The sequence below is a fragment of the Streptomyces sp. NBC_01689 genome, from assembly GCF_036250675.1.
Classification (GTDB): domain Bacteria; phylum Actinomycetota; class Actinomycetes; order Streptomycetales; family Streptomycetaceae; genus Streptomyces.
Genome location: NZ_CP109592.1, coordinates 5,925,671 through 5,949,659 on the forward strand (window position 1 = coordinate 5,925,671; position 23,989 = coordinate 5,949,659).

Annotated in this window: 16 protein-coding genes; 12 read left to right on the plus strand and 4 right to left on the minus strand. The window is 71.0% G+C overall.

The annotated features are described in order from the left end of the window. The first annotated feature begins 28 nt into the window (after nt 1-28). The 7 genes from mtnA (at nt 29) to OG776_RS25310 (ending at nt 9,523) form a co-directional block, all read left to right on the plus strand. Nucleotides 29-1,174, plus strand: coding sequence for an S-methyl-5-thioribose-1-phosphate isomerase (gene mtnA, locus OG776_RS25280; protein WP_148008694.1), 1,146 nt, complete (start codon nt 29-31; stop codon nt 1,172-1,174). A gap of 535 nt (nt 1,175-1,709) precedes the next feature. After that, nucleotides 1,710-2,399: a two-component system response regulator MtrA gene (gene mtrA / locus OG776_RS25285; protein WP_150136091.1), complete on the plus strand. Its 690-nt coding sequence runs from the start codon at nt 1,710-1,712 to the stop codon at nt 2,397-2,399. A 1-nt stretch (nt 2,400) separates the two neighbouring features. Then, nucleotides 2,401-4,500, plus strand: a complete 2,100-nt coding sequence (mtrB, locus tag OG776_RS25290; protein ID WP_148008693.1) for an MtrAB system histidine kinase MtrB — start codon at nt 2,401-2,403, stop codon at nt 4,498-4,500. Further along, on the plus strand, nt 4,490-6,334 hold the full coding sequence (locus tag OG776_RS25295; protein ID WP_148008692.1) for an LpqB family beta-propeller domain-containing protein: 1,845 nt from the start codon (nt 4,490-4,492) through the stop codon (nt 6,332-6,334). Before mtrB ends, OG776_RS25295 begins: the two co-directional genes overlap by 11 nt. 297 nt (nt 6,335-6,631) lie before the next feature. Continuing rightward, nucleotides 6,632-7,564 (plus strand): ComF family protein, encoded by a 933-nt coding sequence (locus OG776_RS25300; protein WP_329322566.1) that lies wholly within the window; start codon nt 6,632-6,634, stop codon nt 7,562-7,564. Nucleotides 7,565-7,879: 315 nt separating this feature from the next. Further along, nucleotides 7,880-8,572 carry a ribosome hibernation-promoting factor, HPF/YfiA family gene (gene hpf / locus OG776_RS25305; protein WP_382650765.1) on the plus strand — a complete coding sequence of 231 codons (693 nt, stop codon included), beginning with the start codon at nt 7,880-7,882 and terminating at the stop codon, nt 8,570-8,572. A gap of 207 nt (nt 8,573-8,779) precedes the next feature. Further along, complete coding sequence (locus OG776_RS25310; protein WP_148008689.1) at nt 8,780-9,523, plus strand: response regulator; 744 nt, start codon at nt 8,780-8,782, stop codon at nt 9,521-9,523. Nucleotides 9,524-9,597: 74 nt separating this feature from the next. Here OG776_RS25310 and OG776_RS25315 read toward each other — a convergent pair whose 3' ends face one another. Then, nucleotides 9,598-10,788 carry a winged helix-turn-helix domain-containing protein gene (locus OG776_RS25315; protein ID WP_148008688.1) on the minus strand — a complete coding sequence of 397 codons (1,191 nt, stop codon included), beginning with the start codon at nt 10,786-10,788 and terminating at the stop codon, nt 9,598-9,600. A gap of 187 nt (nt 10,789-10,975) precedes the next feature. After that, nucleotides 10,976-11,560 (minus strand): GNAT family N-acetyltransferase, encoded by a 585-nt coding sequence (locus OG776_RS25320; protein ID WP_148008687.1) that lies wholly within the window; start codon nt 11,558-11,560, stop codon nt 10,976-10,978. Between the two features lie 243 nt (nt 11,561-11,803). Here OG776_RS25320 and secA point away from each other — a divergent pair, with 243 nt between their 5' ends. Next, the gene (gene secA / locus OG776_RS25325; protein ID WP_148008686.1) at nt 11,804-14,614 is read left to right on the plus strand and encodes a preprotein translocase subunit SecA; all 2,811 of its coding nucleotides are present in this window, start codon (nt 11,804-11,806) and stop codon (nt 14,612-14,614) included. 69 nt (nt 14,615-14,683) lie between these two features. On the opposite strand, the gene OG776_RS25330 is transcribed toward secA, so the two are convergent. Next, nucleotides 14,684-15,226: an Rv3235 family protein gene (locus OG776_RS25330; protein ID WP_329322567.1), complete on the minus strand. Its 543-nt coding sequence runs from the start codon at nt 15,224-15,226 to the stop codon at nt 14,684-14,686. A 342-nt stretch (nt 15,227-15,568) separates the two neighbouring features. Here OG776_RS25330 and OG776_RS25335 point away from each other — a divergent pair, with 342 nt between their 5' ends. Further along, nucleotides 15,569-16,084, plus strand: a complete 516-nt coding sequence (locus OG776_RS25335; RefSeq protein ID WP_148008685.1) for a DUF6912 family protein — start codon at nt 15,569-15,571, stop codon at nt 16,082-16,084. Nucleotides 16,085-16,197: 113 nt separating this feature from the next. Then, a complete protein-coding gene (locus OG776_RS25340; protein WP_329322568.1) occupies nt 16,198-16,875 on the plus strand; it encodes an HAD family hydrolase in 678 nt (225 codons plus the stop codon). Between the two features lie 198 nt (nt 16,876-17,073). Here the strand turns inward: OG776_RS25340 and OG776_RS25345 are convergent, their stop codons facing one another. Next, nucleotides 17,074-17,640: a DJ-1/PfpI family protein gene (locus OG776_RS25345; protein ID WP_148008683.1), complete on the minus strand. Its 567-nt coding sequence runs from the start codon at nt 17,638-17,640 to the stop codon at nt 17,074-17,076. A gap of 697 nt (nt 17,641-18,337) precedes the next feature. Here OG776_RS25345 and OG776_RS25350 point away from each other — a divergent pair. Continuing rightward, nucleotides 18,338-23,278, plus strand: a complete 4,941-nt coding sequence (locus tag OG776_RS25350) for an NAD-glutamate dehydrogenase (RefSeq protein WP_148008682.1) — start codon at nt 18,338-18,340, stop codon at nt 23,276-23,278. 266 nt (nt 23,279-23,544) lie between these two features. Continuing rightward, on the plus strand, nt 23,545-23,934 hold the full coding sequence (locus OG776_RS25355) for a GtrA family protein (RefSeq protein WP_329322569.1): 390 nt from the start codon (nt 23,545-23,547) through the stop codon (nt 23,932-23,934). Nucleotides 23,935-23,989 lie beyond the last annotated feature (55 nt).

The window sequence follows — 23,989 nt, forward strand, 5'->3', positions numbered from 1 at the left end:
TCCGCCGGGTACGGGGCAGACTGGGCGGATGGCTGATCAGTACGCGCAAAACCGCGAGCACGACGGGCCGATGGAGATACCGGCGATCCGCTGGGAGGAACCCCCCGAAGGGCCCGTGGTGGTCCTTCTCGACCAGACGCGGCTGCCGGCCGAGGAGGTCGAGCTGGTGTGCACGGACGCCCCGGCGCTGGTGGAGGCGATCCGCACGCTGGCCGTGCGGGGAGCGCCGCTGCTGGGCATCGCCGGGGCGTACGGTGTCGCGCTCGCCGCGGTGCGCGGTTTCGACGTCGAGGACGCCGCCGGTGCGCTGGCCGGTGCCCGGCCGACGGCGGTGAACCTCGCGCTGGGTGTGGGCCGGGCACAGGCGGCGTACCGTGAAGTGCTCGCCGGGGGCGGTGACCAGCAGGCGGCCGGGCAGGCGGCGCTCGCCGCCGCGCGGGCACTGCACGAGGAGGACGCCCGGGCCAGTGCCCGGATGGCGGTGCACGGGCGGGCGCTGCTGGACGAGCTGCTGCCGGGCGGCGGCCACCGGATCCTGACCCACTGCAACAGCGGGGCGCTGGTGTCGGGAGGGGAGGGCACGGCGTTCGCGGTGGCCCTCGCGGCGCACCGGGCGGGCCAGTTGCGGCGGTTGTGGGTGGACGAGACGCGCCCGTTGCTGCAGGGGGCGCGCCTGACGGCGTACGAGGCGGCGCGCAACGGGATGGCGTACACCCTGCTCACGGACAACGCGGCGGGATCGCTGTTCGCGGCGGGCGAGGTGGACGCGGTGCTCGTCGGGGCCGACCGGATCGCCGCCGACGGCTCGGTGGCGAACAAGGTGGGGAGCTATCCGCTCGCGGTGCTGGCGCGGTATCACCATGTGCCGTTCATCGTGGTGGCGCCGGTGACGACGGTGGATCCGGACACCCCGGACGGGGCGTCGATCGAGGTCGAGCAGCGCCCCGGGCACGAGGTGACCGAGCTGTCGGCACCGCAGGTGCCGGTGGCGGGAACGGAAGCGGGCGGCGGGATACCGGTGGCACCCCTGGGCACCCAGGCGTACAACCCGGCGTTCGACGTGACGCCTCCGGAGCTGGTGACGGCGATCGTGACGGAGGAGGGCGTGGTGTCGCCCGTGACGGCCGAGGCGCTCGCCGAGCTGTGCGCGAGGTCGCGCCGGGTGACGATCTAGGTCATGTCCGCGAAGTCGCGTCGTCCGCCCGGTGCGGCGAGAGCGCGTGCCGGGCGTCGCCGGGCGGGCGAGACTTCGCGGACACGACCCGGCGGCGCGGGCGGTGTCGCGCTGACCGACGGACCGGCTCCTCTTCCTCCCGGGATCGGTGGGGGAGGAGCCGTGACGTCGTCCCGCGGGTGGGCCGTCCGCGCCGGAGTCCGGTCGGCCGCCGTGCCCACCGGGCTGTAGGGTGCGCGCCCAGAGGGGGCGGCATGCCGGAGAGCGCGGATTGTCGGCGTACACCGCGGGGATCATCGAGGGTGCACCCGAGGAAAACGCGCTCCGGTCCCTGGCGGCAGCGGGCGCCGGGTCGGTGTACCGCGCCCCGACGCGTTCCGGCCGGGAGACCGCGCGCTCCCTCGTACGGCGGGCCCGCGTCCCCCGCCGACCTCGACGCCGACGGACAGGGGCAGACAGTGACGGCCCCGTCCGACTATCGTCACAGGCCAGTGAGCCTGCTCACCTGCACCTCCTTCACCGTTATGAGAATGGGATGATGTCGTTTATGAAGGGACGAGTCCTTGTCGTCGATGACGACACCGCACTGGCCGAGATGCTCGGCATCGTGCTGCGTGGTGAAGGTTTTGAGCCGTCTTTCGTAGCCGACGGCGACAAGGCGCTGGCCGCTTTCCGTGAGACCAAGCCCGATCTTGTGCTTCTGGACCTGATGCTTCCCGGCCGGGACGGCATCGAGGTGTGCCGCCTGATCAGGGCGGAGTCCGGGGTGCCGATCGTGATGCTCACGGCGAAGAGCGACACCGTCGATGTCGTGGTGGGCCTCGAATCGGGCGCCGACGACTACATCGTGAAGCCGTTCAAGCCGAAGGAGCTGGTGGCCCGGATCAGGGCGCGGCTGCGCCGCTCCGAGGAGCCGGCGCCGGAGCAGCTGGCCATCGGCGACCTCGTGATCGACGTCGCCGGGCACTCCGTGAAGCGGGAGGGGCAGTCCATCGCGCTGACCCCGCTGGAGTTCGATCTCCTGGTGGCGCTGGCCCGCAAGCCCTGGCAGGTGTTCACCCGTGAGGTGCTCCTGGAGCAGGTGTGGGGCTACCGGCACGCGGCGGACACCCGTCTGGTGAACGTCCACGTCCAGCGGCTGCGCTCCAAGGTCGAGAAGGACCCGGAGCGGCCGGAGATCGTGGTGACCGTCCGCGGTGTCGGCTACAAGGCGGGGCCGAGCTGACGTGTCCAGGGACAGTGCCGCTTCGGCGCCCGGACAGCCGGGGAACCGCGCGGAGCGGCCTGTCGGCCGGACCATGACGGGCTCCCGCTGGGAGCGCTTCACGGCGGGCGGGCTGCTCCAGGGCGGAGTTAAGGGCAGCCCGGTGCTCCGGCTGTTCATACGCTGGGTGCGCCGTCCGCTGCTGCCCGTGATGCGGCTGTGGCGGCGCAACATCCAGCTCAAGATCGTCGTCACGACGCTCCTGATGTCGCTGGGCGTCGTCCTGCTGCTCGGGTTCGTCGTGATCGGGCAGGTGCGCAACGGTCTGCTGGACGCCAAGGTGAGGGCCTCGCAGAGCCAGGCGACCGGCGGTTTCTCGGTGGCCAAGCAGAAGGCGGACGCGACCGCCACGGCCAATGGCGGTGACGCCGGGTCCGGCCCGGACGACCGCCCCTCCAAGAACGTCAGCCAGTGGATGAGCGACCTCGTGGTGTCCCTCTCCAGCGGTGGCCAGGGTGCCTTCGACGTGGTGACGCTCAGTTCCGGCGCGGCCGGTTCCGGTGGGGCCGGCCTCGGGCCGCGCTCCTCGGGCGACGTCGATCCGACGCTGAGCGTGCCGGAGAACCTGCGGACCCGCGTCGACAGCAGCACGCTCGCGGCCCAGAGCTACACCCGGGTCGTCTACAAGGACGGCAGCCAGTCGCAGCCCGCGCTGGTCGTCGGCAAGCAGGTCAACGATCCCAACGGAGACCCGTACCAGCTGTACTACCTCTTCCCGCTGACGCAGGAGGAGAAGTCGCTGAGCCTGGTCAAGGGGACGCTCGCGACGGCCGGGCTGTTCGTCGTGGTGCTGCTGGGGGCCATCGCCTGGCTCGTGGTGCGCCAGGTCGTCACGCCGGTGCGGATGGCGGCGGGGATCGCCGAGCGGCTGTCCGCCGGGCATCTGCAGGAACGTATGAAGGTCACCGGCGAGGACGACATCGCGCGGCTCGGCGAGGCCTTCAACAAGATGGCGCAGAACCTCCAGCTGAAGATCCAGCAGTTGGAGGACCTGTCGCGGATGCAGCGCCGCTTCGTGTCGGACGTGTCGCACGAACTACGGACGCCGCTGACGACCGTGCGGATGGCGGCCGACGTCATCCATGACGCGCGCGTGGACTTCGATCCGATGACCGCCCGGTCGGCCGAACTGCTCGCCGATCAGCTGGACCGGTTCGAGACGCTGCTCGCGGACCTGCTGGAGATCAGCCGGTTCGACGCGGGCGCGGCGGCGCTGGAGGCCGACGCGATCGACCTCCGTGAGGTCGTACGCAGGGTGGTCAGCGGTGCCGAGCCGCTCGCAGAGCGCAAGGGATCCCCGATCCGGATCGTCGGCGACGCCCAGCCCGTGATCGCCGAGGCGGACGCCCGCCGGGTGGAGCGGGTGCTCCGCAACCTCGTCGTCAACGCCGTGGAGCACGGCGACGGCAAGGAGGTCGTGGTCAAGCTGGCCGCCGCGGGCGGAGCGGTCGCCATCGCGGTGCGCGACTACGGAGTGGGTCTCAAGCCGGGCGAGGCGACCCGGGTCTTCAGCCGCTTCTGGCGCGCGGACCCGGCGCGTGCGCGGACCACCGGCGGCACCGGGCTCGGACTGTCGATCGCCCTGGAGGACGCCCGGCTGCACGGCGGCTGGCTCCAGGCGTGGGGCGAACCGGGCGGTGGTTCGCAGTTCCGGCTGACGCTGCCGCGGACGGCGGACGAGCCGCTGCGGGGGTCACCGATACCCCTGGAGCCCAAGGACTCGCGGCGCAACCGCGGACTCGGCGAGGCGGGACTGCCGTCCGGCGACGGCGGGAAACGCGCCACCGTTCCGGCACAGTCCACAGGCGGACACGCGCCGCCCCCGATGCCGCCGCGCACGTCCATGGAGTCGCGCATGGCCGGGGTGTCGCCCCCGGCCGACCCGACGGCGCTGCCGGGCAACGGCGCGCGCGTCGTGCCGCGGCCCGCGGGGGCCGTCCGGCGGCCGGAGGGAACGCCCGCGGCGGGTGGGGAGCGGACCGCGGAGGACCGCGGCGAGCACGAGGAGCTCGGGCAGTACGAGGGGCCCGGACGGCAAGGGGAGACATTTCGTGGGCGCTGACCGGGAGGGGAGCGGCAGGCTGCGTCCCGTACGCGTGGGGGTGTACCTCGGCTGTGGTGCGCTGCTGCTGACGGGATGCGCGTCGATGCCGGACAGCGGTGACCTGCGGGGTGTCGAGTCCACGCCGAGGCAGGACTCACAGGTCCGCGTCTTCGCGCTGCCGCCGCGCGACGACGCCCGGCCCGCCGAGATCGTGCAGGGGTTCCTGGAGGCGCTGACCAGTGACGACGCGCAGTACAAGACGGCGCTCAAGTATCTGACGACGGCCGCGCGCAAGACCTGGGACCCGTTCAGCTCCACGACCGTCCTCACCGACGGGCCCGACGCCCGGCCCGAGCAGCGGGTGAACGACCAGGGCGGCGACAACACCTACGCGTACGTGCTGGCCGGGACGAAGGTCGCCACGGTCAACGACCAGCACGCGTACGCGCCGGACTCGGCCGCGTACCGCGCGACGGTCCACCTCACGCGGCAGAAGGACACCAAGCAGTGGCGCATCGACGGACTGCCGCAGGGCGTCGTGATGGGCAACTCCGACTTCCAGCGCAACTACGTGTCCGTCAACAAGTACTACTTCGCGTCGAACATGCCTACGGGGTCGGGCGGGCAGCCGGCGACCGTCGCGGATCCGGTCTACGTGCGCGAGAAGGTCGACCCGATGACGGAGATGGTCCGGGCGCTGCTGAAGGGACCCACGCGCTGGCTCGATCCGGTGGTGACGTCGAGCTTCCCGACCGGTACCGAACTGAAGGAGGGCGTCACCTCGCTGTCGCCCGACGACCGCAACAAGGTGACGGTCCCGCTGAACCACCGGGCCGACCAGGTCAGTGACACCCAGTGCGACAAGATGGCCGCCCAGCTCCTGCTCACCTTCCGGGATCTGACGCCCACCGGGGTCGACGAGGTGGAGCTGCAGCGGTCGAACGGTTCACGGCTGTGCGATCTCAGTGAGGACCGCGCCGAGATCATCGCCGCGCACCGTACGACCGAACACCCCGGCTACGAGTACTTCATCGACGGCAAGCAGCGCCTCGTACGGCTGTCCAGCGGCAACGGCGGCAAGGACCCCGAGCCGGTACCCGGCGCGCTGGGCGAGGGCGACAGGAAGCTGCGGTCCGCCGCGGTGGCGCGGGACGAGGAGAGCGCGGCGGGTGTGTCGGCGGACGGGAGTTCGCTGTACGTGGGGTCCTTCGTGTCGGGCGCCTCGCTCGGGGACGCGGTGCTCCACAGCCAGGGCAGGACGGTGCAGGACCGGCTGACGACGCCCAGTTGGGACGCGCGCGGCGACCTGTGGGTGGCGGACCGCGACCCCGCGCACCCCCGGTTGCTGCTGCTGGAGAAGGGCGGGGGCGAACCGCTGCAGGTCTCGACGCCCAGACTCGACGGGCGTATCAAGGCGGTCCGGGTGGCCGCGGACGGGGTGCGGATCGCGCTGATCGTCGAGAAGGACGGCAAGAGTTCCCTGCAGATCGGGCGTATCGACCGGGACATCGAGTCCGGTCAGCGGCCCAGCGTCTCGGTCTTCGAACTGCACTCGGTCGCACCGCAGTTGGAGGAGGTCACGGCCATGTCCTGGGCCGGGGACAGCCGGCTCGTGGTGGTCGGGCGGGAGTCCGAGGGGGTGCTGCAGATGCGGTACGTCCAGGTCGACGGGTCCACTCCGGTCGGCGCCGCGCCCTCCGCGCTGACGGGCGTGAAGGAGATCGCCGCGTCCGAGGACGAGCGGCTGCCGCTGGTGGCGCACTCGGAGGAGGACGGGATCGTGCGGCTGTCCTCCGGGGAGCAGTGGCAGAAGGTCGTCAAGAACGGCACGGCGCCGGTGTACCCCGGGTAGGCCGGTCCCCCGGATGTCGTGGCCGTACTCCGGCCGGGACGGGGCCGCCTCCGGGATCTCCGGGGCGGCCCCGTCCGTGTTCTCTGCGTTCTCTGCGTTCTCTGCGTTCTCTGCGTTCTCCGGGTTCTCCGGGTTCTCCGGGTTCTCCGGGGCGCCGCCGGCTGGTGCCGCCGACACGGCCGGTGCTCCGGCCGTGTCGGGCGGCGGTCAGCCCCGCGAGTGACGGGTGTCCGGTTGTCCACAGGCGGTTGTCCACAGGGGTGGCCGGTCGGCCGCGGTGTTGGCACAGTGGGGGACATGCGGGCGTGGTGGCAGGACCTCACCGACCTGGTGCTGCCGGCCGAGTGCGGAGGCTGCGGGAGACCTCGCACGGTGCTCTGCCCGGAGTGCCGTGCAGCCCTGAGCGGCGCCGCGCCGCGCCGGGTGCGCCCGGATCCGGCTCCGCGCGGGCTGCCGGTCGTGCACGCGGCGGCCCCGTACGAGGACGAGGTGCGCGCGGCACTCCTCGCGCACAAGGAACGGGGGGTACTGACACTGGCGACACCACTGGGAACGGCCCTGGCGGGGGCTGTGAGGGCGGCTCTGGGACACCGGCGCCTCCCGGCCCCGCTCCCGCACGGGGCGGGCTCGGACGGGCCCCTGAAGGGGAAGGGCGGACCGCCGGCGCCCGGCGGCGGGCGGGGCCCCGTGCTGCTGATTCCGGTGCCCTCCTCGCGGCGGTCGGTGCGGGCGCGCGGTCACGACCCGGCACGCCGGATCGCCCTCGCCGCCGCCGGGGAGCTGCGGCGCGCGGGAGCGCCGGTCCGGGTGCTGGCGGTACTGCGGCAGCGACGTGTCGTGGCCGACCAGGCGGGCCTCAACTCCCGCCAGCGGATGAGCAATCTCGCGGGTGCGCTGGAGGTCGCCACCGGCGGCGGCCGGCTGCTCGCGGGCGCCGGACGGGTGGTGCTGGTGGACGACCTGATGACGACGGGAGCCTCCCTGGCGGAGGCGGCGCGCGCCGTACGGGTGGCGATGACGGACGTCGAGGCATACAGGACGGAACCCGGGGAAGCAACGGGGGAACGGATCAGGAGACGAGCGGGGAAACGGATGACCGAGGCAACGGAAGAGCGCGAGGACCGGAAACCGGCAGCCCCCGAAAGGACGGACAGAAGTGGAGCCGGCGTCTTGATCCGCGCGGCCGTGGTCGCCGCTTCACCGGATGGTTTCGAAATCAACCGGAACTGACTGGGAACTTCCATCGTTGCTGGTAATGACCAGGTCAATTCACCTGAACGGAGGTACGCCGCAGTAGAGGGTGACGACATCCGTCCGGGCGAGATATGTTCGGGTTGAGAGGCAATGGCGCCGGCCACACCTCGTATATCCGAATGCCGTGCTGCGGGTTTCTGAATCACCCGCCCGCCATGGGGTGTAGATCTTGCCCATGGGGGAGGAGGAGGTGAAAGTCACCGAGTCCGAGGTCCCGGGGCTCACCGGGATCTGGTGCAAAAGGGAGATGCTCCGCCTGTGGAGCGGGGCTATCCGGGAACGGAGTTCTGCGTGGACATCGTCGTCAAGGGCCGCAAGACCGAGGTGCCAGAGCGGTTCCGCAAGCACGTGGCCGAGAAGCTGAAGCTGGAGAAGATCCAGAAGCTCGATGGCAAGGTGATCAGCCTCGACGTCGAGGTGTCCAAGGAGCCCAACCCCCGGCAGGCCGACCGTTGTGACCGAGTGGAGATCACGCTCCGCTCCCGCGGTCCGGTGATCCGGGCGGAGGCGGCGGCGAGCGACCCGTACGCAGCACTCGACCTGGCGGCGGACAAGCTCGAAGCCCGGCTGCGCAAGCAGCACGACAAGCGCTACACCCGCCGTGGCAACGGCCGGCTCTCGGCAGCCGAGGTCGCCGACCACGTCCCGGGCGCCGCGACTCTGAACGGGAACGGGACGGTCGTCCGCGAGGACGAGCCCGACGGCGTGCCGACCAAGAAGATCGGCTCCCTGGAGGTCATGGGAGAAGGGCCCCTCGTCGTCCGGGAGAAGACCCACGTGGCCGCCCCGATGACGCTCGACCAGGCGCTCTACGAGATGGAGCTGGTCGGGCACGACTTCTATCTGTTCGTCGACTCCGAGACCAAGGAGCCGAGTGTCGTCTATCGGCGGCACGCGTACGACTACGGCGTGATCCACCTCAGTACGGACCCGATGGTCACCCAGGCCGGATCGGACGCGCCGGGTGGTGCGCTCGGCGGCTAGACCCGCCCTGATGACGACTGAGCCGGTGCCCCTGGTGCGCGCGTGCGCCCCCAGGGGCACCGGTGTGCGACCACTTCGCGACCCGCTCTGTCACCCCGCTGTCGCCCGGGCATGGAATCATGGCCGAACCGGCCCCAACCGGGGGGCCGTTGCCTTGGGTTGGCGATGGCACAGGAACACGGGCCACGGCCTTCAGGGGGAGGAACGATGGCGGACAGCTTCGGACCGATGCGTGTCGAGGATGCCGACGGCGGGGCCGGCATGGGCCCGGACGCGGGTGCCTCACGCAAGGAGCCCATCCGTGTCCTCGTCGTGGACGACCACGCCCTCTTCCGCCGCGGTCTGGAGATCGTGCTCGCGGCCGAGGAGGACATCCAGGTCGTCGGCGAGGCGGGCGACGGGGCGGAGGCGGTCGACAAGGCGGCCGACCTGCTCCCGGACATCGTCCTGATGGACGTACGCATGCCGAAACGGGGCGGCATCGAGGCGTGCACCTCCATCAAGGAGGTGGCCCCCAGCGCGAAGATCATCATGCTGACGATCAGCGACGAGGAGGCCGACCTCTACGACGCGATCAAGGCCGGTGCGACCGGATACCTCCTCAAGGAGATCTCCACCGACGAGGTGGCCACGGCCATTCGTGCGGTGGCCGACGGACAGTCGCAGATCAGCCCTTCGATGGCGTCGAAACTCCTCACCGAGTTCAAGTCGATGATCCAGCGGACCGACGAGCGCCGGCTGGTGCCCGCGCCGCGGCTCACCGATCGTGAACTGGAAGTCCTCAAGCTCGTGGCGACCGGAATGAACAACCGGGACATCGCCAAGGAGTTGTTCATCTCCGAGAACACGGTGAAGAACCACGTGCGCAACATCCTGGAGAAGCTGCAGCTGCACTCCAGGATGGAAGCGGTGGTGTACGCGATGCGGGAGAAGATCCTCGAGATCCGCTGACCGGCGGCGTCCCGCCCGGGCCCCGGGCCGCGCCGGTGACCGGGACCCCGGGGTCCGCCGCCGCGCCGGTGCCGTCATCCGAGGGCGCGCGTCAGCTCTCTCGTCAGCGGGTCGCGCAGCTCGGGCGCGTCCACCCGCTCCACGCGCACGTTCGTGCAGTCCACCCAGCTCGCCGCCTCCACCAGGGCCTGGGCCACCGCGGGGACCGCCTTGGCGCCGTCCACGGTCACCTGCTTGGCGACCAGGGTGCGCCCCTCCCGGGCGGGATCCACCCGGCCGACGAGCCGGCCGCCGGCCAGGACCGGCATCGCGAAATAGCCGTGGATCCGCTTCGGCTTGGGGGTGTACGCCTCCAGGCGGTGGGTGAAGCCGAAGATGCGCTCCGTCCGGGCCCGCTCCCAGACGAGTGAGTCGAACGGCGACAGGAGCGTCGTACGGTGACGGCCGCGCGGGGATGTCTCCAGGGCCGCCGGATCGGCCCACGCCGGTTTGCCCCAGCCCTCCACGGTCACCGGCACCAGCCCCGAGTCCGCGATCACCGCGTCGACCTGCTCGCCCTTGAGGCGGTGGTAGTCGGCGATGTCCGCGCGGGTGCCGACACCCAGGGAACGGCCCGCCAGGCCGACCAGACGGCGCAGGCACTCCGCGTCGTCCAGCTCGTCGTGGAGCAGGGCGTCGGGCACGGCGCGCTCCGCGAGGTCGTAGACCCGCTTCCAGCCGCGGCGCTCGGTGCACACCACCTCGCCGTACATCAGCGCGCGCTCCACGGCGACCTTCGTGCCCGACCAGTCCCACCACTCGCTGGTCCTCTTCGCGCCGCCCAAGTCCGTGGCCGTGAGGGGGCCTTCGGTACGGAGCTGCTTGACGACCTGCTCGTAGACACCGTCCGGCAGGTCGTGGTTCCAGTGCGGGCGGGCGCGGTACGCGCGGCGGCGGAAGGCGAAGTGGGGCCACTCCTCGATGGGCAGGATGCAGGCCGCGTGGGACCAGTACTCGAAGGCGTGCGGCGCGCCGGCGGCGGCCGGGGTCCAGTACGCCTCGTCCACCGTCCTGCGGCCCACCGCGCCCAGCCGGGCGTACGGGATGAGCTCGTGGGAGCGGGCGAGGACCGAGATCGTGTCGAGCTGGACCGCGCCCAGGTGCCGCAGGACGCCGCGGACGCCGGACCTGCGGTCCGGGGCGCCCAGGAAACCCTGGGCGCGCAGGGCGATGCGGCGGGCCTCGTCGGCGGAGAGGTCGGTGGCGGGACGCGGGAGACTCGTCATGCCCGCACGATAGGCGGTGGCACTGACAGCCGGGATCGGACCCGTGTCCGTGGGCCGCGGAGCCCGCCTCTGGTCCGTGGGCCGCGGAGCCCGCCTCGGTCTGCCGCGGGCGTCGTCCGCACCAGCCTTTCACCAGGCTCACCGGCCCTACCGGTCCCAGCGAGGCCCCCGCCGATCGGGGCGGATTTCAGGTGTCCGAGGGGTCGGGGGGTGCCGGGAGGTACGGCGCCGTCGAGGGCAGGCCCAGGTCCGAGGGGAGCAGGGAGCCGATCCAGCAGTCCCGGCGTACGCCCTTGTTGTTGAGGGCGGAGCGGAGGGTGCCCTCCACGGTGAAGCCGGCGCGTTCGGCCACGCCGCGCGAGGCGCGGTTGCCGACCTCGGCGCGCCATTCGACACGGTCGACGGCGAGGCTGGTGAACGCCCAGCGGGAGGCGGCGACGGTGGCCTCGGTGAGGTAGCCGTTGCCGCGGTGCTGCTTCGCGGCCCAGAACCCGACCTCGCCGACGCCCAGGGAGCGCATCGTGATGCCGAGCATGCCCACCAGCTCGCCGGAGGGGAGGAAGACGCCGAAGGTGAACATGGAGCCGTCGGCCCAGCCCTCGGGCACCATCTGGCCCGTGAACCCCTCCGCGTGCTCGCGGAGGTAGGGCGAGGGGATGGTGGTCCAGCGCTGGATGTCGGCATCCTGGACGGCGTCGAACACGGCGTCGGTGTCGTGCGCGCCCACGGTGCGCAGGAGCAGGCGGTCGGTGGTGAGCGTGACGGGGTCCATCGGCCGATTCTGCTCGGGCTGCCGCGAGGGCGCCATTCCTTTGCCGTGGGTGATGCTTCGGTTACTTTTCGCTGCGTGGGCGCGGCACCTTCCGCGACCTCCGTCCGTTGTCCTAGTGGCTGTCGTGGGCAGACCTCCCGGCGCGGTGGGGTCCTCGCTTACGATGGCCGTTGCTCAAGCTGCTCTTGACACCGCCATTGAAACCGACCGTCCCAGGCCCGACCGGCAAGGAGACAAACCCCCGTGTCCGTCCTCTCGAAGATCATGCGTGCAGGCGAAGGCAAGATCCTGCGCAAGCTGCACCGCATCGCGGACCAGGTCAACTCCATCGAAGAGGACTTCGTCGACCTCTCCGACGCCGAGCTGCGGGCCCTCACCGATGAGTACAAGCAGCGGTACGCCGACGGCGAGAGCCTCGACGACCTGCTGCCCGAGGCGTTCGCCACGGTCCGCGAGGCCGCCAAGCGCGTCCTCGGACAGCGTCACTACGACGTGCAGATGATGGGTGGCGCCGCGCTCCACCTCGGCTATGTCGCGGAGATGAAGACCGGTGAGGGCAAGACCCTCGTCGGCACGCTGCCCGCGTATCTGAACGCCCTCTCCGGAGACGGCGTCCACCTCATCACGGTCAACGACTACCTGGCCGAGCGCGACTCCGAAATGATGGGCCGGGTCCACAAGTTCCTGGGCCTGACCGTCGGCTGCATCCTGGCCAACATGACGCCGGCCGAGCGCCGCGAGCAGTACGCGTGCGACATCACCTACGGCACGAACAACGAGTTCGGCTTCGACTACCTGCGCGACAACATGGCGTGGGCCCAGGACGAACTCGTCCAGCGCGGTCACAACTTCGCGATCGTCGACGAGGTCGACTCCATCCTCGTCGACGAGGCCCGTACGCCGCTGATCATCTCCGGCCCGGCCGACCAGGCCACCAAGTGGTACGGCGACTTCGCCAAGCTGGTCACCCGCCTGAAGAAGGGCGAGGCCGGCAACCCGCTCAAGGGCATCGAGGAGACCGGCGACTACGAGGTCGACGAGAAGAAGCGCACCGTCGCCATCCACGAGCCCGGTGTGGCCAAGGTCGAGGACTGGCTGGGTATCGACAACCTGTACGAGTCGGTGAACACCCCGCTCGTCGGTTACCTGAACAACGCCATCAAGGCCAAGGAACTCTTCAAGAAGGACAAGGACTACGTCGTCATCGACGGCGAAGTCATGATCGTCGACGAGCACACCGGCCGTATCCTCGCCGGCCGCCGTTACAACGAGGGCATGCACCAGGCGATCGAGGCGAAGGAAGGGGTGGACATCAAGGACGAGAACCAGACCCTCGCCACGATCACCCTGCAGAACTTCTTCCGCCTCTACGGCAAGCTGTCCGGCATGACCGGTACGGCGATGACCGAGGCCGCCGAGTTCCACCAGATCTACAAGCTCGGCGTCGTCCCGATCCCGACCAACAAGCCCATGGTCCGCAAGGACCAGTCGGACCTGATCTACCGCACCGAGGTGGCCAAGTTCGACGCGGTGGTCGACGACATCGCGGAGAAGCACGAGAAGGGCCAGCCGATCCTCGTCGGCACGACGTCGGTCGAGAAGTCCGAGTACCTCTCGCAGCAGCTCTCCAAGCGCGGCATCCAGCACGAGGTGCTGAACGCCAAGCAGCACGACCGTGAGGCCACGATCGTCGCCCAGGCGGGCCGCCGGGGCGCGGTGACGGTCGCCACGAACATGGCCGGCCGAGGCACCGACATCAAGCTCGGCGGCAACCCCGAGGACCTCGCCGAGGCCGAGCTGCGCCAGCGCGGTCTCGACCCCGAGGAGCACATCGAGGAGTGGGCCGCCGCGCTGCCCGCCGCCCTGGAGAAGGCCGAACAGGCCGTCAAGGCGGAGAACGACGAGGTCAAGGACCTCGGCGGGCTCTACGTCCTGGGCACCGAGCGCCACGAGTCCCGGCGCATCGACAACCAGCTGCGCGGTCGCTCCGGCCGTCAGGGCGACCCGGGCGAGTCGCGCTTCTACCTCTCCCTCGGCGACGACCTGATGCGCCTCTTCAAGGCCCAGATGGTCGAGCGCGTGATGTCGATGGCGAACGTGCCGGACGACGTGCCGATCGAGAACAAGATGGTCACCCGCGCGATCGCGTCCGCCCAGTCGCAGGTCGAGCAGCAGAACTTCGAGACCCGCAAGAACGTCCTGAAGTACGACGAGGTGCTCAACCGCCAGCGCGAGGTCATCTACGGCGAGCGCCGCCGTGTCCTGGAGGGCGAGGACCTGCAGGAGCAGATCCAGCACTTCATGGACGACACGATCGACGCGTACATCGCGGCCGAGACCGCCGAGGGCTTCGCGGAGGAGTGGGACCTCGACCGTCTGTGGGGCGCCTTCCGGCAGCTCTACCCGGTGAAGGCCACCGTCGACGAGCTGGAGGAGGCGGCCGGTGACCGCGCCGGTCTGACCGCCGAGTTCATCTCCGAGTCCGTGAAGGACGACATCCACGAGCAGTACGCGGCGCGCGAGGAGCAGCTCGGCTCGGAGATCATGCGCGAGCTGGAGCGCCGGGTCGTGCTCTCCGTCCTGGACCGCAAGTGGCGTGAGCACCTCTACGAGATGGACTACCTCCAGGAGGGCATCGGTCTGCGCGCCATGGCGCAGAAGGACCCCCTGGTCGAGTACCAGCGCGAGGGCTTCGACATGTTCGGCGCCATGATGGACGGCATCAAGGAGGAGTCGGTCGGCTACCTGTTCAACCTGGAGGTCCAGGTCGAGCAGCAGGTCGAGGAGGTCCCGGTCGCGGACGCCGCGCCGTCGCTGGAGAAGGAGGACGTCGTCCCCGCGGGCGCGCGTCCCGAGATCCGCGCCAAGGGGCTCGACGCTCCGCAGCGTCCCGACCGCCTGCACTTCTCCGCGCCCACCGTGGACGGTGAGGGCGGCGTGGTCGAGGGCGACTTCCACAACGACGACGAGCCCGTGCGCTCCGAGGCCGACGGCCTCACCCGCGCGGAGCGCCGCAAGCAGCAGAAGAGCAGCGGCCGCCGCCGCAAGAAGTGACGGCGGCGCCCTGACGCGCTGACGGACCGAAGGGCCGGACACCTCTGGGTGTCCGGCCCTTCGCGGCGTTCAGCCGTCGTCGGCGGCGCGGGGCATGCGGGGGCCGCCCAGCTCCACCGCCGTGCACCGCCAGCGCAGGTCGGGGCCCTGTTCCAGGCGGAAGGCCATGGCGCGGGTCCGGTCGCCCGCGCCGATACGGGCGAAGGCCTCGATCGCACCGGGGCGGGGGACGTAGTAGCCGATGTCGCGGACGACCGGCCGGGTGCCGCGGGTACGCAGCCGGCCGTGTTCGGCGAGCCAGGCGAGCTCGTCGTAGGCGCGGCCCGCGGTGTGGCGCAGCATGCAGTGGACGGGCCGCTGACCGCTCAGCACGGCGAGCAGGAGGTCGGCGAAGAGGTCGGTCGGCCGGGGCCGCGGAGCGGGGCTCCGCAGGGTTCCGCGCGGACAGGGTGCCGGGGTCGTACGCGGCGGCGGGGGCGGGCTGCCCGCGGGGGCCCTGCGGGGAGCGCCGCCCGGGGTGCGGGGCGGGGCGGTGCCGGGCCCGCGTGAGTCCTGGCGGCCGGGCGGGCGGGTGCCCGGGCGGCGCTGTGTCCTGGTCATCACCTTGTTCATGCGTCGTCCCCGCTCGCTGCGGCCCGATCGGTACCGGGCGGTAACTTTCGTGTCGGAGATCTTGTACGAGGCGGGAGCGGGGGCTCGCAAGGAAGGCCGCCGCGCGTGGCGACGGCTCCGGGGATTCACTTATCAGGGTGACGCAAGGGCGCGGTGGCCTTGCGGTGGAAGGGGTGCGCCGGGTGAATCGGGGGACGGGCGTGGACGCCGAGGGCGGGCGGGGCCGGGACCCGAAAGAGGACGCCCGCACGTATCCTGAAGGCCCTCCCGGGAGGCGCGGGAAACCCTCCCAGGGGGCGCCCCGGCCGACCAGGGGCTCCCCGACTACGAAAGCGGCCAGTCATGCGCGTCTACGTCCCCCTGACCCTCTCCGGCCTCGCCGAGGCGCACAAGACGGGGGAATTGGGACCGGGGCCGGTCGTGGCGTACGCGGTCACGCCCGCCCTGCGGGAGTGGTACGTCTCCGACGACATCGAGGAGCTCGAGTACGCGGCGCTGAACCGGGCCGCGCTGGCCTCGCTCCGGCTGCTCGCCGGGGAGCGGGACACCGCGCGGCGCCGGGTGGTCGTCGCCGTCGACGTGCCCGACCGTGCCGCGGTCGCCGATCCTGACCGGGGGCTCGACCCGGTGGCGCTCGGCGAGGTGCGGGTGGCGGAAGCGGTTCCCCTGGCCAAGGCGGCGGCGGTGCATGTCGACGCCGACGACGCCGAGGAGGACGTGTCCGCGGCCGTGCGGGCGCTCGGGGCGGCGGACCACGGGGACGACGACGCGCAGTTCGTCGTGGACGGCGCCGAGGACCACGAGCTGCTGTGGTTCGCGACGCAGGAGATCCCCAACCTGGTGGGACTCGGCGACTGAGGGGACCGTCGTCGCGGCGCCCCCTCCCGGAGCCGTCCGGCGTCCGCGCGGGCCGTTCCCCGTACGGTCGGGCCCGGCGCGGCGCTGTCGGTGGAGGCGGGTACGTTCTTCGTATGGGGAAGCAGGAAGCAGCAGCGCACATCGTGTGGGACTGGAACGGGACCCTGTTCCACGACAACGCCGCGATCATCGGCGCGACGAACGCGGCGTTCGCCGAGCTCGGGCTGGCACCGATCACGCTGGAGCGGTACCGGGCGCTGTACTGCGTCCCGGTGCCCAAGTTCTACGAGCGGCTGATGGGGAGGCTGCCTACGGACGCCGAGTGGGAGATCATGGACGAGACCTTCCACCGGTACTACGCGCAGCACCGTACGGCCTGTGAGCTGACCGAGGGCGCGGCGACGCTGCTGGCCGGCTGGCGGTCGGCCGGGCACAGCCAGTCGCTGCTGAGCATGTACGTCCACGACGAGCTGGTCCCGCTGGTCAGAGGGTTCGGGATCGAGCCGCACTTCGTACGGGTGGACGGCCGGACGGGCCCCTCCGGAGGCAGCAAGGCGGAGCACATGGTGCGCCACATCGGCGCGCTCGCCGGGGTCGATCCGCGGCGCACGGTCGTGATCGGGGACGCGGCCGACGACGCGGTCGCCGCCCGGCACGTGGGGGCGCAGGCCGTCCTGTACACCGGCGGATCGCACGGCCGTGTCAGCCTCGAAGAGGTGGGCGTGCCCGTGGTGGACAGCCTGGCCGAGGCGGTCGAGGAAGCCGAGCGCCTGGCACGGCAGGCGGCCTGACGACGGGGCCCCACCGGGGAGGCCCGACCGCGGGGAGGCTTGACGACGGGGAAGCCGGGCCGCCCGGACGCCACGGCGAGCGGCATGCCGCCGCCCACAGCCAGGGGACCGTACGGGCCGCCCGCACACCCCGTACGGGCTCGCCGCGCACCCCGTACGCACAGCCCCGGCGTCGCCGGTCCGGTCGCCGCGCCGGACTCAGGTCACCGGCGCCTTCGCGCGCAGGACCGTGAGGAACTCCCGCATCCAGCCCGGGTGGTCCGGCCAGGCGCGGGCCGAGACGAGCGTGCCGTCGACCACCGCCTCCGCGTCCTGGAAGGTCGCGCCGGCCGTCTGCATGTCCGGCTCCAGCGCCGGATAGGCCGTGACCCGGCGCCCGCGCAGGGCGTCCACGGAGGCCGTGAGCAGCGGTCCGTGGCAGATCTGGGCCACGGGCTTGTCCGTCTCGAAGAAGGACCTGAGGATCTTGCGGAGTTCGGGGTCGCCCCGCAGGTACTCGGGTGCGCGGCCGCCCGGGATCACGAGGGCGACGTACTGGCCGGGGTCGACCTCGCTGAAGGCGAGATCGGCGGGCCAGGTGTAACCGGGCTTCTCGGTGTACGTGTCGAAACCGGGTTCGAAGTCGTGGACCACGAACTGGAGCTTCTTGCGGGTGGGGGCCGCGATGTCGACCTCGTAGCCCTCCTCGCGCAGACGCTGGTAGGGGTACAGGACCTCCAGCGACTCCGCCGCGTCACCGGTGACGATCAGGATCTTCGCTGCCATGTCGCTCCGCTCTGTCAGCCGTGGGTGCGTTCCGTCAGCCGTCCTGGGCAACGTGCTCCCGCGGGAGGGACTTGCCAAGGGGGCGTGCGGCACGCGGTCGCCGGAGCGGCCGTTCACGGGGCGCCGCGGGCGGTGCGCGGACGAGCGGCCGGTCCTGCCGCACGGGCGGCTCCCCGGGCCCGTCAGGGGCCGTGCGGGCCGCGTCCAGCGCCTCACCGGGGGCCGCGCGAGCCGCCCCCATGGCCCGCAATGCAGGTTACCGCCCCTTTCGCCCCTGTGCAGAGTGTCAAAGTTCGCCCCCCGCTTTTGTACACATACGGCTCATGACGAGTCCGGGGTGAGGAGCGATAGCCTGGTGGCGTGATCAGCGCGATATCTCGCGGGGGCGCCGTCGCCCCTGCCCCGCGCCCGGAGACCACGGACGACATCCGTGACCGGGCGTCAGTCGCTGACCTTCGCGGGCGGGACGGAGCGGCAAGCGGACCCCGTGTGCCGATGACACCCCGTGGACGGACGTCGCCGAGAGCAGCGTCACAGTCCCCAGGGGTGCCGAACATGGCCGATATCCCCCCGCTCATCTCTCCATGCGGCATAGCGTCGGACCAGACCGGACACCCCGCGTCAGGGCGACACGTCGGAGAAGAGACCGTACTTCCTTCTACGTCACGCAACGGCGCGCGACAGGAGCCAGAGGACAATGCAGACCAAGCTGGACGAAGCAAAGGCCGAGCTGCTCGAACGGGCCGCCCGGGTAGCTGAGAACAGTCCGGTCGGGGGGCACCTACCGACCGTGAAGACGGGCACGAGCACCCCCGACCGGGAGACCGTGCTCGCGTTCCTCCAGCGCTACTACCTGCACACAGCCCCGGAGGACATGACCGACCGCGACCCGGTCGACGTCTTCGGAGCCGCCTTCTCGCACTACCGACTGGCCGAGAACCGCCCCCAGGGCACGGCCAGCGTCCGCGTGCACACGCCCACCGTCGAGGAGAACGGCTGGACCTCCAGCCACTCCGTCGTCGAGGTCGTGACCGACGACATGCCCTTCCTCGTCGACTCGGTCACCAACGAGCTGTCCCGGCAGGGCCGCGGCATCCACCTCGTCATCCACCCGCAGTTCGCCGTACGACGTGACCTGACCGGTGAGCTCATCGAGGTGCTGCCCGGCCGGCCCGTCGCCGAGGAACTGTCGCACGACGCGTACGTCGAGTCCTGGATCCACGTCGAGATCGACCGCGAGACCGACCGGGCCGACCTGAAGCAGATCACCGCCGATCTGCTGCGGGTGCTGTCCGACGTCCGCGAGGCCGTCGAGGACTGGGAGAAGATGCGCGACGCCTCGCTGCGCATCGCCGAGGAGCTGCCGTCCGAGCCGACCGCGGGCGACCTGCGCGACCGGGAGGTCGAAGAGGCCCGTGAGCTGCTGCGCTGGCTCTCGGACGACCACTTCACCTTCCTCGGGTACCGCGAGTACGAGCTGCGCGACGACGACGTGCTGGCGGCGGTGCCCGGGACCGGGCTCGGCATCCTGCGCTCCGACCCGCAGCACGGCGGCGACGACAGCCATCCCGTGAGCCCCTCCTTCGAGCGGCTGCCCGCCGACGCCCGCGCCAAGGCCCGCGAGCACAAGCTCCTGGTGCTCACCAAGGCCAACAGCCGCGCCACCGTGCACCGGCCGTCCTACCTCGACTACATCGGTGTGAAGAAGTTCGACGCCGACGGCAACGTGGTCGGCGAGCGGCGCTTCCTCGGCCTGTTCTCCTCGGCCGCCTACACCGAGTCCGTACGGCGCGTCCCCGTCGTCCGCCGCAAGGTCGAGGAGGTCCTCCGGGGCGCGGGCTTCTCGCCCAACAGCCACGACGGCCGCGACCTGCTGCAGATCCTGGAGACGTACCCCCGCGACGAGCTCTTCCAGACGCCCCCGGACGAGCTGCGCTCCATCGTCACCTCCGTGCTCTACCTCCAGGAGCGGCGGCGGCTGCGGCTCTACCTGCGCCAGGACGAGTACGGGCGCTACTACTCGGCGCTCGTCTACCTCCCGCGCGACCGCTACACCACCGGCGTACGCCTTCGGATCATCGACATCCTGAAGGAGGAACTCGGCGGCAGCAGCGTCGACTTCACGGCCTGGAACACCGAGTCGATCCTCTCCCGGCTGCACTTCGTGGTCCGGGTGCCGCAGGGCACCGAGCTCGCGCAGCTCAGCGAAGCCGACAAGGACAGGCTCGAGGTGCGGCTCGTCGAGGCCGCCCGGTCCTGGGCCGACGGATTCGCCGACGCGCTGAACGCCGAGTGCGGTGAGGAGCGCGCGGCCGAGCTGCTGCGCCGCTACGGCGCCGCCTTCCCCGAGGGCTACAAGGCCGACCACACCCCGCGGGCCGCCGTCGCCGACCTGGTCCACCTGGAGAAGCTCACCGACGACGACACCAAGGACTTCGCGCTCAGCCTCTACGAGCCGGTGGGCGCCGCTCCCGGCGAACGCCGCTTCAAGATCTACCGCACCGGCGAGCAGGTCTCCCTCTCCGCGGTGCTGCCGGCCCTCAACCGGCTCGGCGTGGAGGTCACCGACGAGCGCCCCTACGAACTGCGCTGCTCGGACCGCACCACGGCGTGGATCTACGACTTCGGGCTGCGGCTGCCGAAGTCCCTCAACGGCAACGGCGACTACCTCGGCGACGACGGCCGCGAGCGCTTCCAGGAGGCGTTCGCCGCCACCTGGATCGGCGAGGCCGAGAACGACGGCTTCAACGCCCTCGTGCTGAGCGCCGGGCTGACCTGGCGGCAGGCGATGGTGCTGCGCGCGTACGCCAAGTACCTGCGCCAGGCCGGTTCCACCTTCAGCCAGGACTACATGGAGGACACCCTCCGCAACAACGTCCACACCACCCGGCTGCTCGTCTCGCTCTTCGAGGCGCGGATGTCCCCGGAGCGCCAGCACGCCGGGGTCGAGCTCACGGACGCCCTGATGGAGGAGCTGGACGCCGCCCTGGACCAGGTCGCCTCGCTCGACGAGGACCGGATCCTGCGGTCCTTCCTCACCGTCATCAAGGCGACGCTGCGCACCAACTTCTTCCAGAAGGCGCAGGACGGCAGGGAGCACCGCTACGTCTCCATGAAGTTCGACCCGCAGGCCATCCCGGACCTGCCGGCGCCGCGCCCCGCGTACGAGATCTGGGTGTACTCGCCGAAGGTGGAGGGTGTGCACCTGCGGTTCGGCAAGGTCGCGCGCGGAGGTCTGCGCTGGTCCGACCGGCGGGAGGACTTCCGGACGGAGATCCTCGGGCTGGTCAAGGCGCAGATGGTGAAGAACACCGTCATCGTGCCGGTCGGCGCCAAGGGCGGGTTCGTCGCCAAGCAGCTGCCCGACCCGTCCGTGGACCGGGACGCGTGGCTCGCGGAGGGCATCCGCAGCTACCGGACCTTCATCTCCGCGCTGCTCGACATCACCGACAACATGGTCGCCGGTGAGATCGTGCCCCCGGCGGACGTCGTCCGGCACGACGAGGACGACACCTACCTGGTGGTCGCCGCCGACAAGGGCACCGCCACCTTCTCGGACATCGCCAACGAGGTCGCCGAGAGCTACGACTTCTGGCTCGGGGACGCCTTCGCCTCCGGCGGTTCGGCCGGTTACGACCACAAGAAGATGGGCATCACCGCCCGCGGGGCCTGGGAGTCCGTCAAGCGGCACTTCCGGGAGCTGGGGGTGAACACCCAGACCGAGGACTTCACCGTCGTCGGCGTCGGCGACATGTCCGGTGACGTGTTCGGCAACGGCATGCTGCTCAGCGAGCACATCAGGCTGGTCGCGGCCTTCGACCACCGGCACATCTTCCTCGACCCGACCCCGGTCGCGGAGACCTCGTACGCCGAGCGCCGGCGCCTCTTCGAGCTGCCCCGCTCCTCGTGGGCCGACTACGACACGGAGCTGATCTCCGCGGGCGGCGGCGTCTTCCCGCGCACCGCCAAGGCGATCCCGGTCAACTCCCATGTCCGCGAGGCCCTCGGCATCGACGCCGGGGTCGCGAAGATGACCCCCGCCGACCTGATGAAGGCGATCCTCCAGGCACCGGTCGACCTGCTGTGGAACGGCGGCATCGGCACCTATGTGAAGGCGTCCACCGAGTCGCACGCGGACGTCGGCGACAAGGCCAACGACGCGATCCGCGTCGACGGCGCCGACCTGCGGGTCAAGGTCGTCGGCGAGGGCGGCAACCTGGGCCTGACCCAGCTCGGCCGGATCGAGTTCGCGCAGCACGGCGGCCGGATGAACACCGACGCCATCGACAACAGCGCGGGCGTGGACACCTCCGACCACGAGGTGAACATCAAGATCCTGCTCAACGCCGTGGTGGCCAACGGGGATCTGACCGTCAAGCAGCGCAACAAGCTGCTCGCCCAGATGACCGACGAGGTCGGCCACCTGGTGCTGCGCAACAACTACGCGCAGAACGTGGCGATCTCCAACGCGCTCGCCCAGTCCGGGAGCATGCTCCACGCCCAGCAGCGCTTCCTGCGCCATCTGGTCAGGGAGGGCCACCTCGACCGGGCCCTGGAGTTCCTGCCGAGCGACCGGCAGATCCGCGAGCGGCTCAACTCCGGTCAGGGGCTGACCGGTCCGGAGACGGCCGTCCTGCTCGCGTACACGAAGATCACGGTCTCCGACGAGCTGCTCGCCACCTCGCTGCCCGACGACCCGTATCTGCGCAACCTGCTGTTCGAGTACTTCCCGACGGCGCTGCGGGAGAAGTTCCGCGAGCAGATCGGCGGACACGCGCTGAGCCGGGAGATCGTGACGACCCTCCTGGTCAACGACACGGTCAACACGGGCGGTACGAGCTTCCTGCACCGTCTGCGCGAGGAGACCGGTGCCTCCCTGGAGGAGATCGTCCGGGCGCAGACCGCGGCCCGCGCGATCTTCGGGTCGAGCGCGGTGTGGGACGCGGTGGAGGCGCTCGACAATGTCGTCGCCGCCGATGTCCAGACCCGGATCCGGCTGCACTCCCGTCGGCTCGTCGAGCGCGGTACGCGCTGGCTGCTCAACAACCGGCCGCAGCCGCTCCAGCTCGCCGAGAACATCTCGTTCTTCCGCGAGGGGGTCGCGCAGGTCTGGGGCGAGCTGCCCAAGCTGCTGCGCGGCGCGGACCTGGAGTGGTACCAGCAGATCTTCGACGAGCTGTCGGGCGCGGGCGTGCCGGAGGAGCTGGCCACCCGGGTGGCCGGGTTCTCCTCGGCCTTCCCGACGCTGGACATCGTCGCGGTGGCCGACCGCACGGGCAAGGACCCGATGGCCGTCGCCGAGGTCTACTACGACCTCGCCGACCGTCTGAACATCACCCAGCTCATGGACCGCATCATCGAGCTTCCGCGGGCCGACCGCTGGCAGTCCATGGCCCGCGCCTCGATCCGTGAGGACCTGTACGCGGCCCACGCCTCGCTCACCTCCGACGTCCTCGCCGTCGGCGACGGCGCCGCGACCCCGGAGCAGCGCTTCAAGGCCTGGGAGGAGAAGAACGCGGCGATCCTGGGCCGCGCCCGCACCACACTGGAGGAGATCCAGGGATCCGACGCGTTCGACCTCGCCAACCTCTCGGTGGCGATGCGCACGATGCGGACGCTGCTGCGGACGCACGCGTAGTCCGTACGTCCCCCGCGATCCCCGGGCGCCCCCGGCCGACAAGGCCGGGGGCGCCCTCGTCTTTTCTTGCCGGGCTCTCGTGGACCTCACGGAGAAACCGGACCCGGATCACCTAATGCCGATAAAAGAGACAATCATGACTGTGAATCTCTCCGAGGGGTGGGACCGCGCCGGGCGCCGCGCCTCCGCGCCCGCCCGGACCCTTCGCGCGGACCCGTCGGGTCGCCCTGGAAGTACTCAGGTTCACGGCCGTCGGCGGCAGCGGCGTGGCGGTCAACTTCCTCGTCTTCAATCTCCTGCTGCACGGTCTGAAATGGGCCCCGATGGCCGCCACGGTCATCGCCAGCTGTGTGGCCATGGGCACCAACTACCTCGGCTTCCGCTTCTTCGCCTACCGCGACCGGGCCTCGCGCACCCGGCGGCAGATCCTCCTGTTCTTCGTCTTCAGCGGCATCGGCGTCGTCATGGAGAGCGCGCTGTTCTACGTCGGCTACCACGGCCTCGGCATGAGGGGTCCGCTCGGCTCCAACCTGGCCAAGGCGCTGTCGATCGTGCTGGCCTCGGCCTTCCGGTTCCTGGTCTACCGGACCTGGGTGTTCGAGCGGACGGGAGGCGACCGCCCGGAGCCCGCCCCGGGTCCACGGCTGCCCGACTGACCCACGGACGGAGCAACCACCTGTGTAATTTGATAGGAAATGTCTACCCTTGACA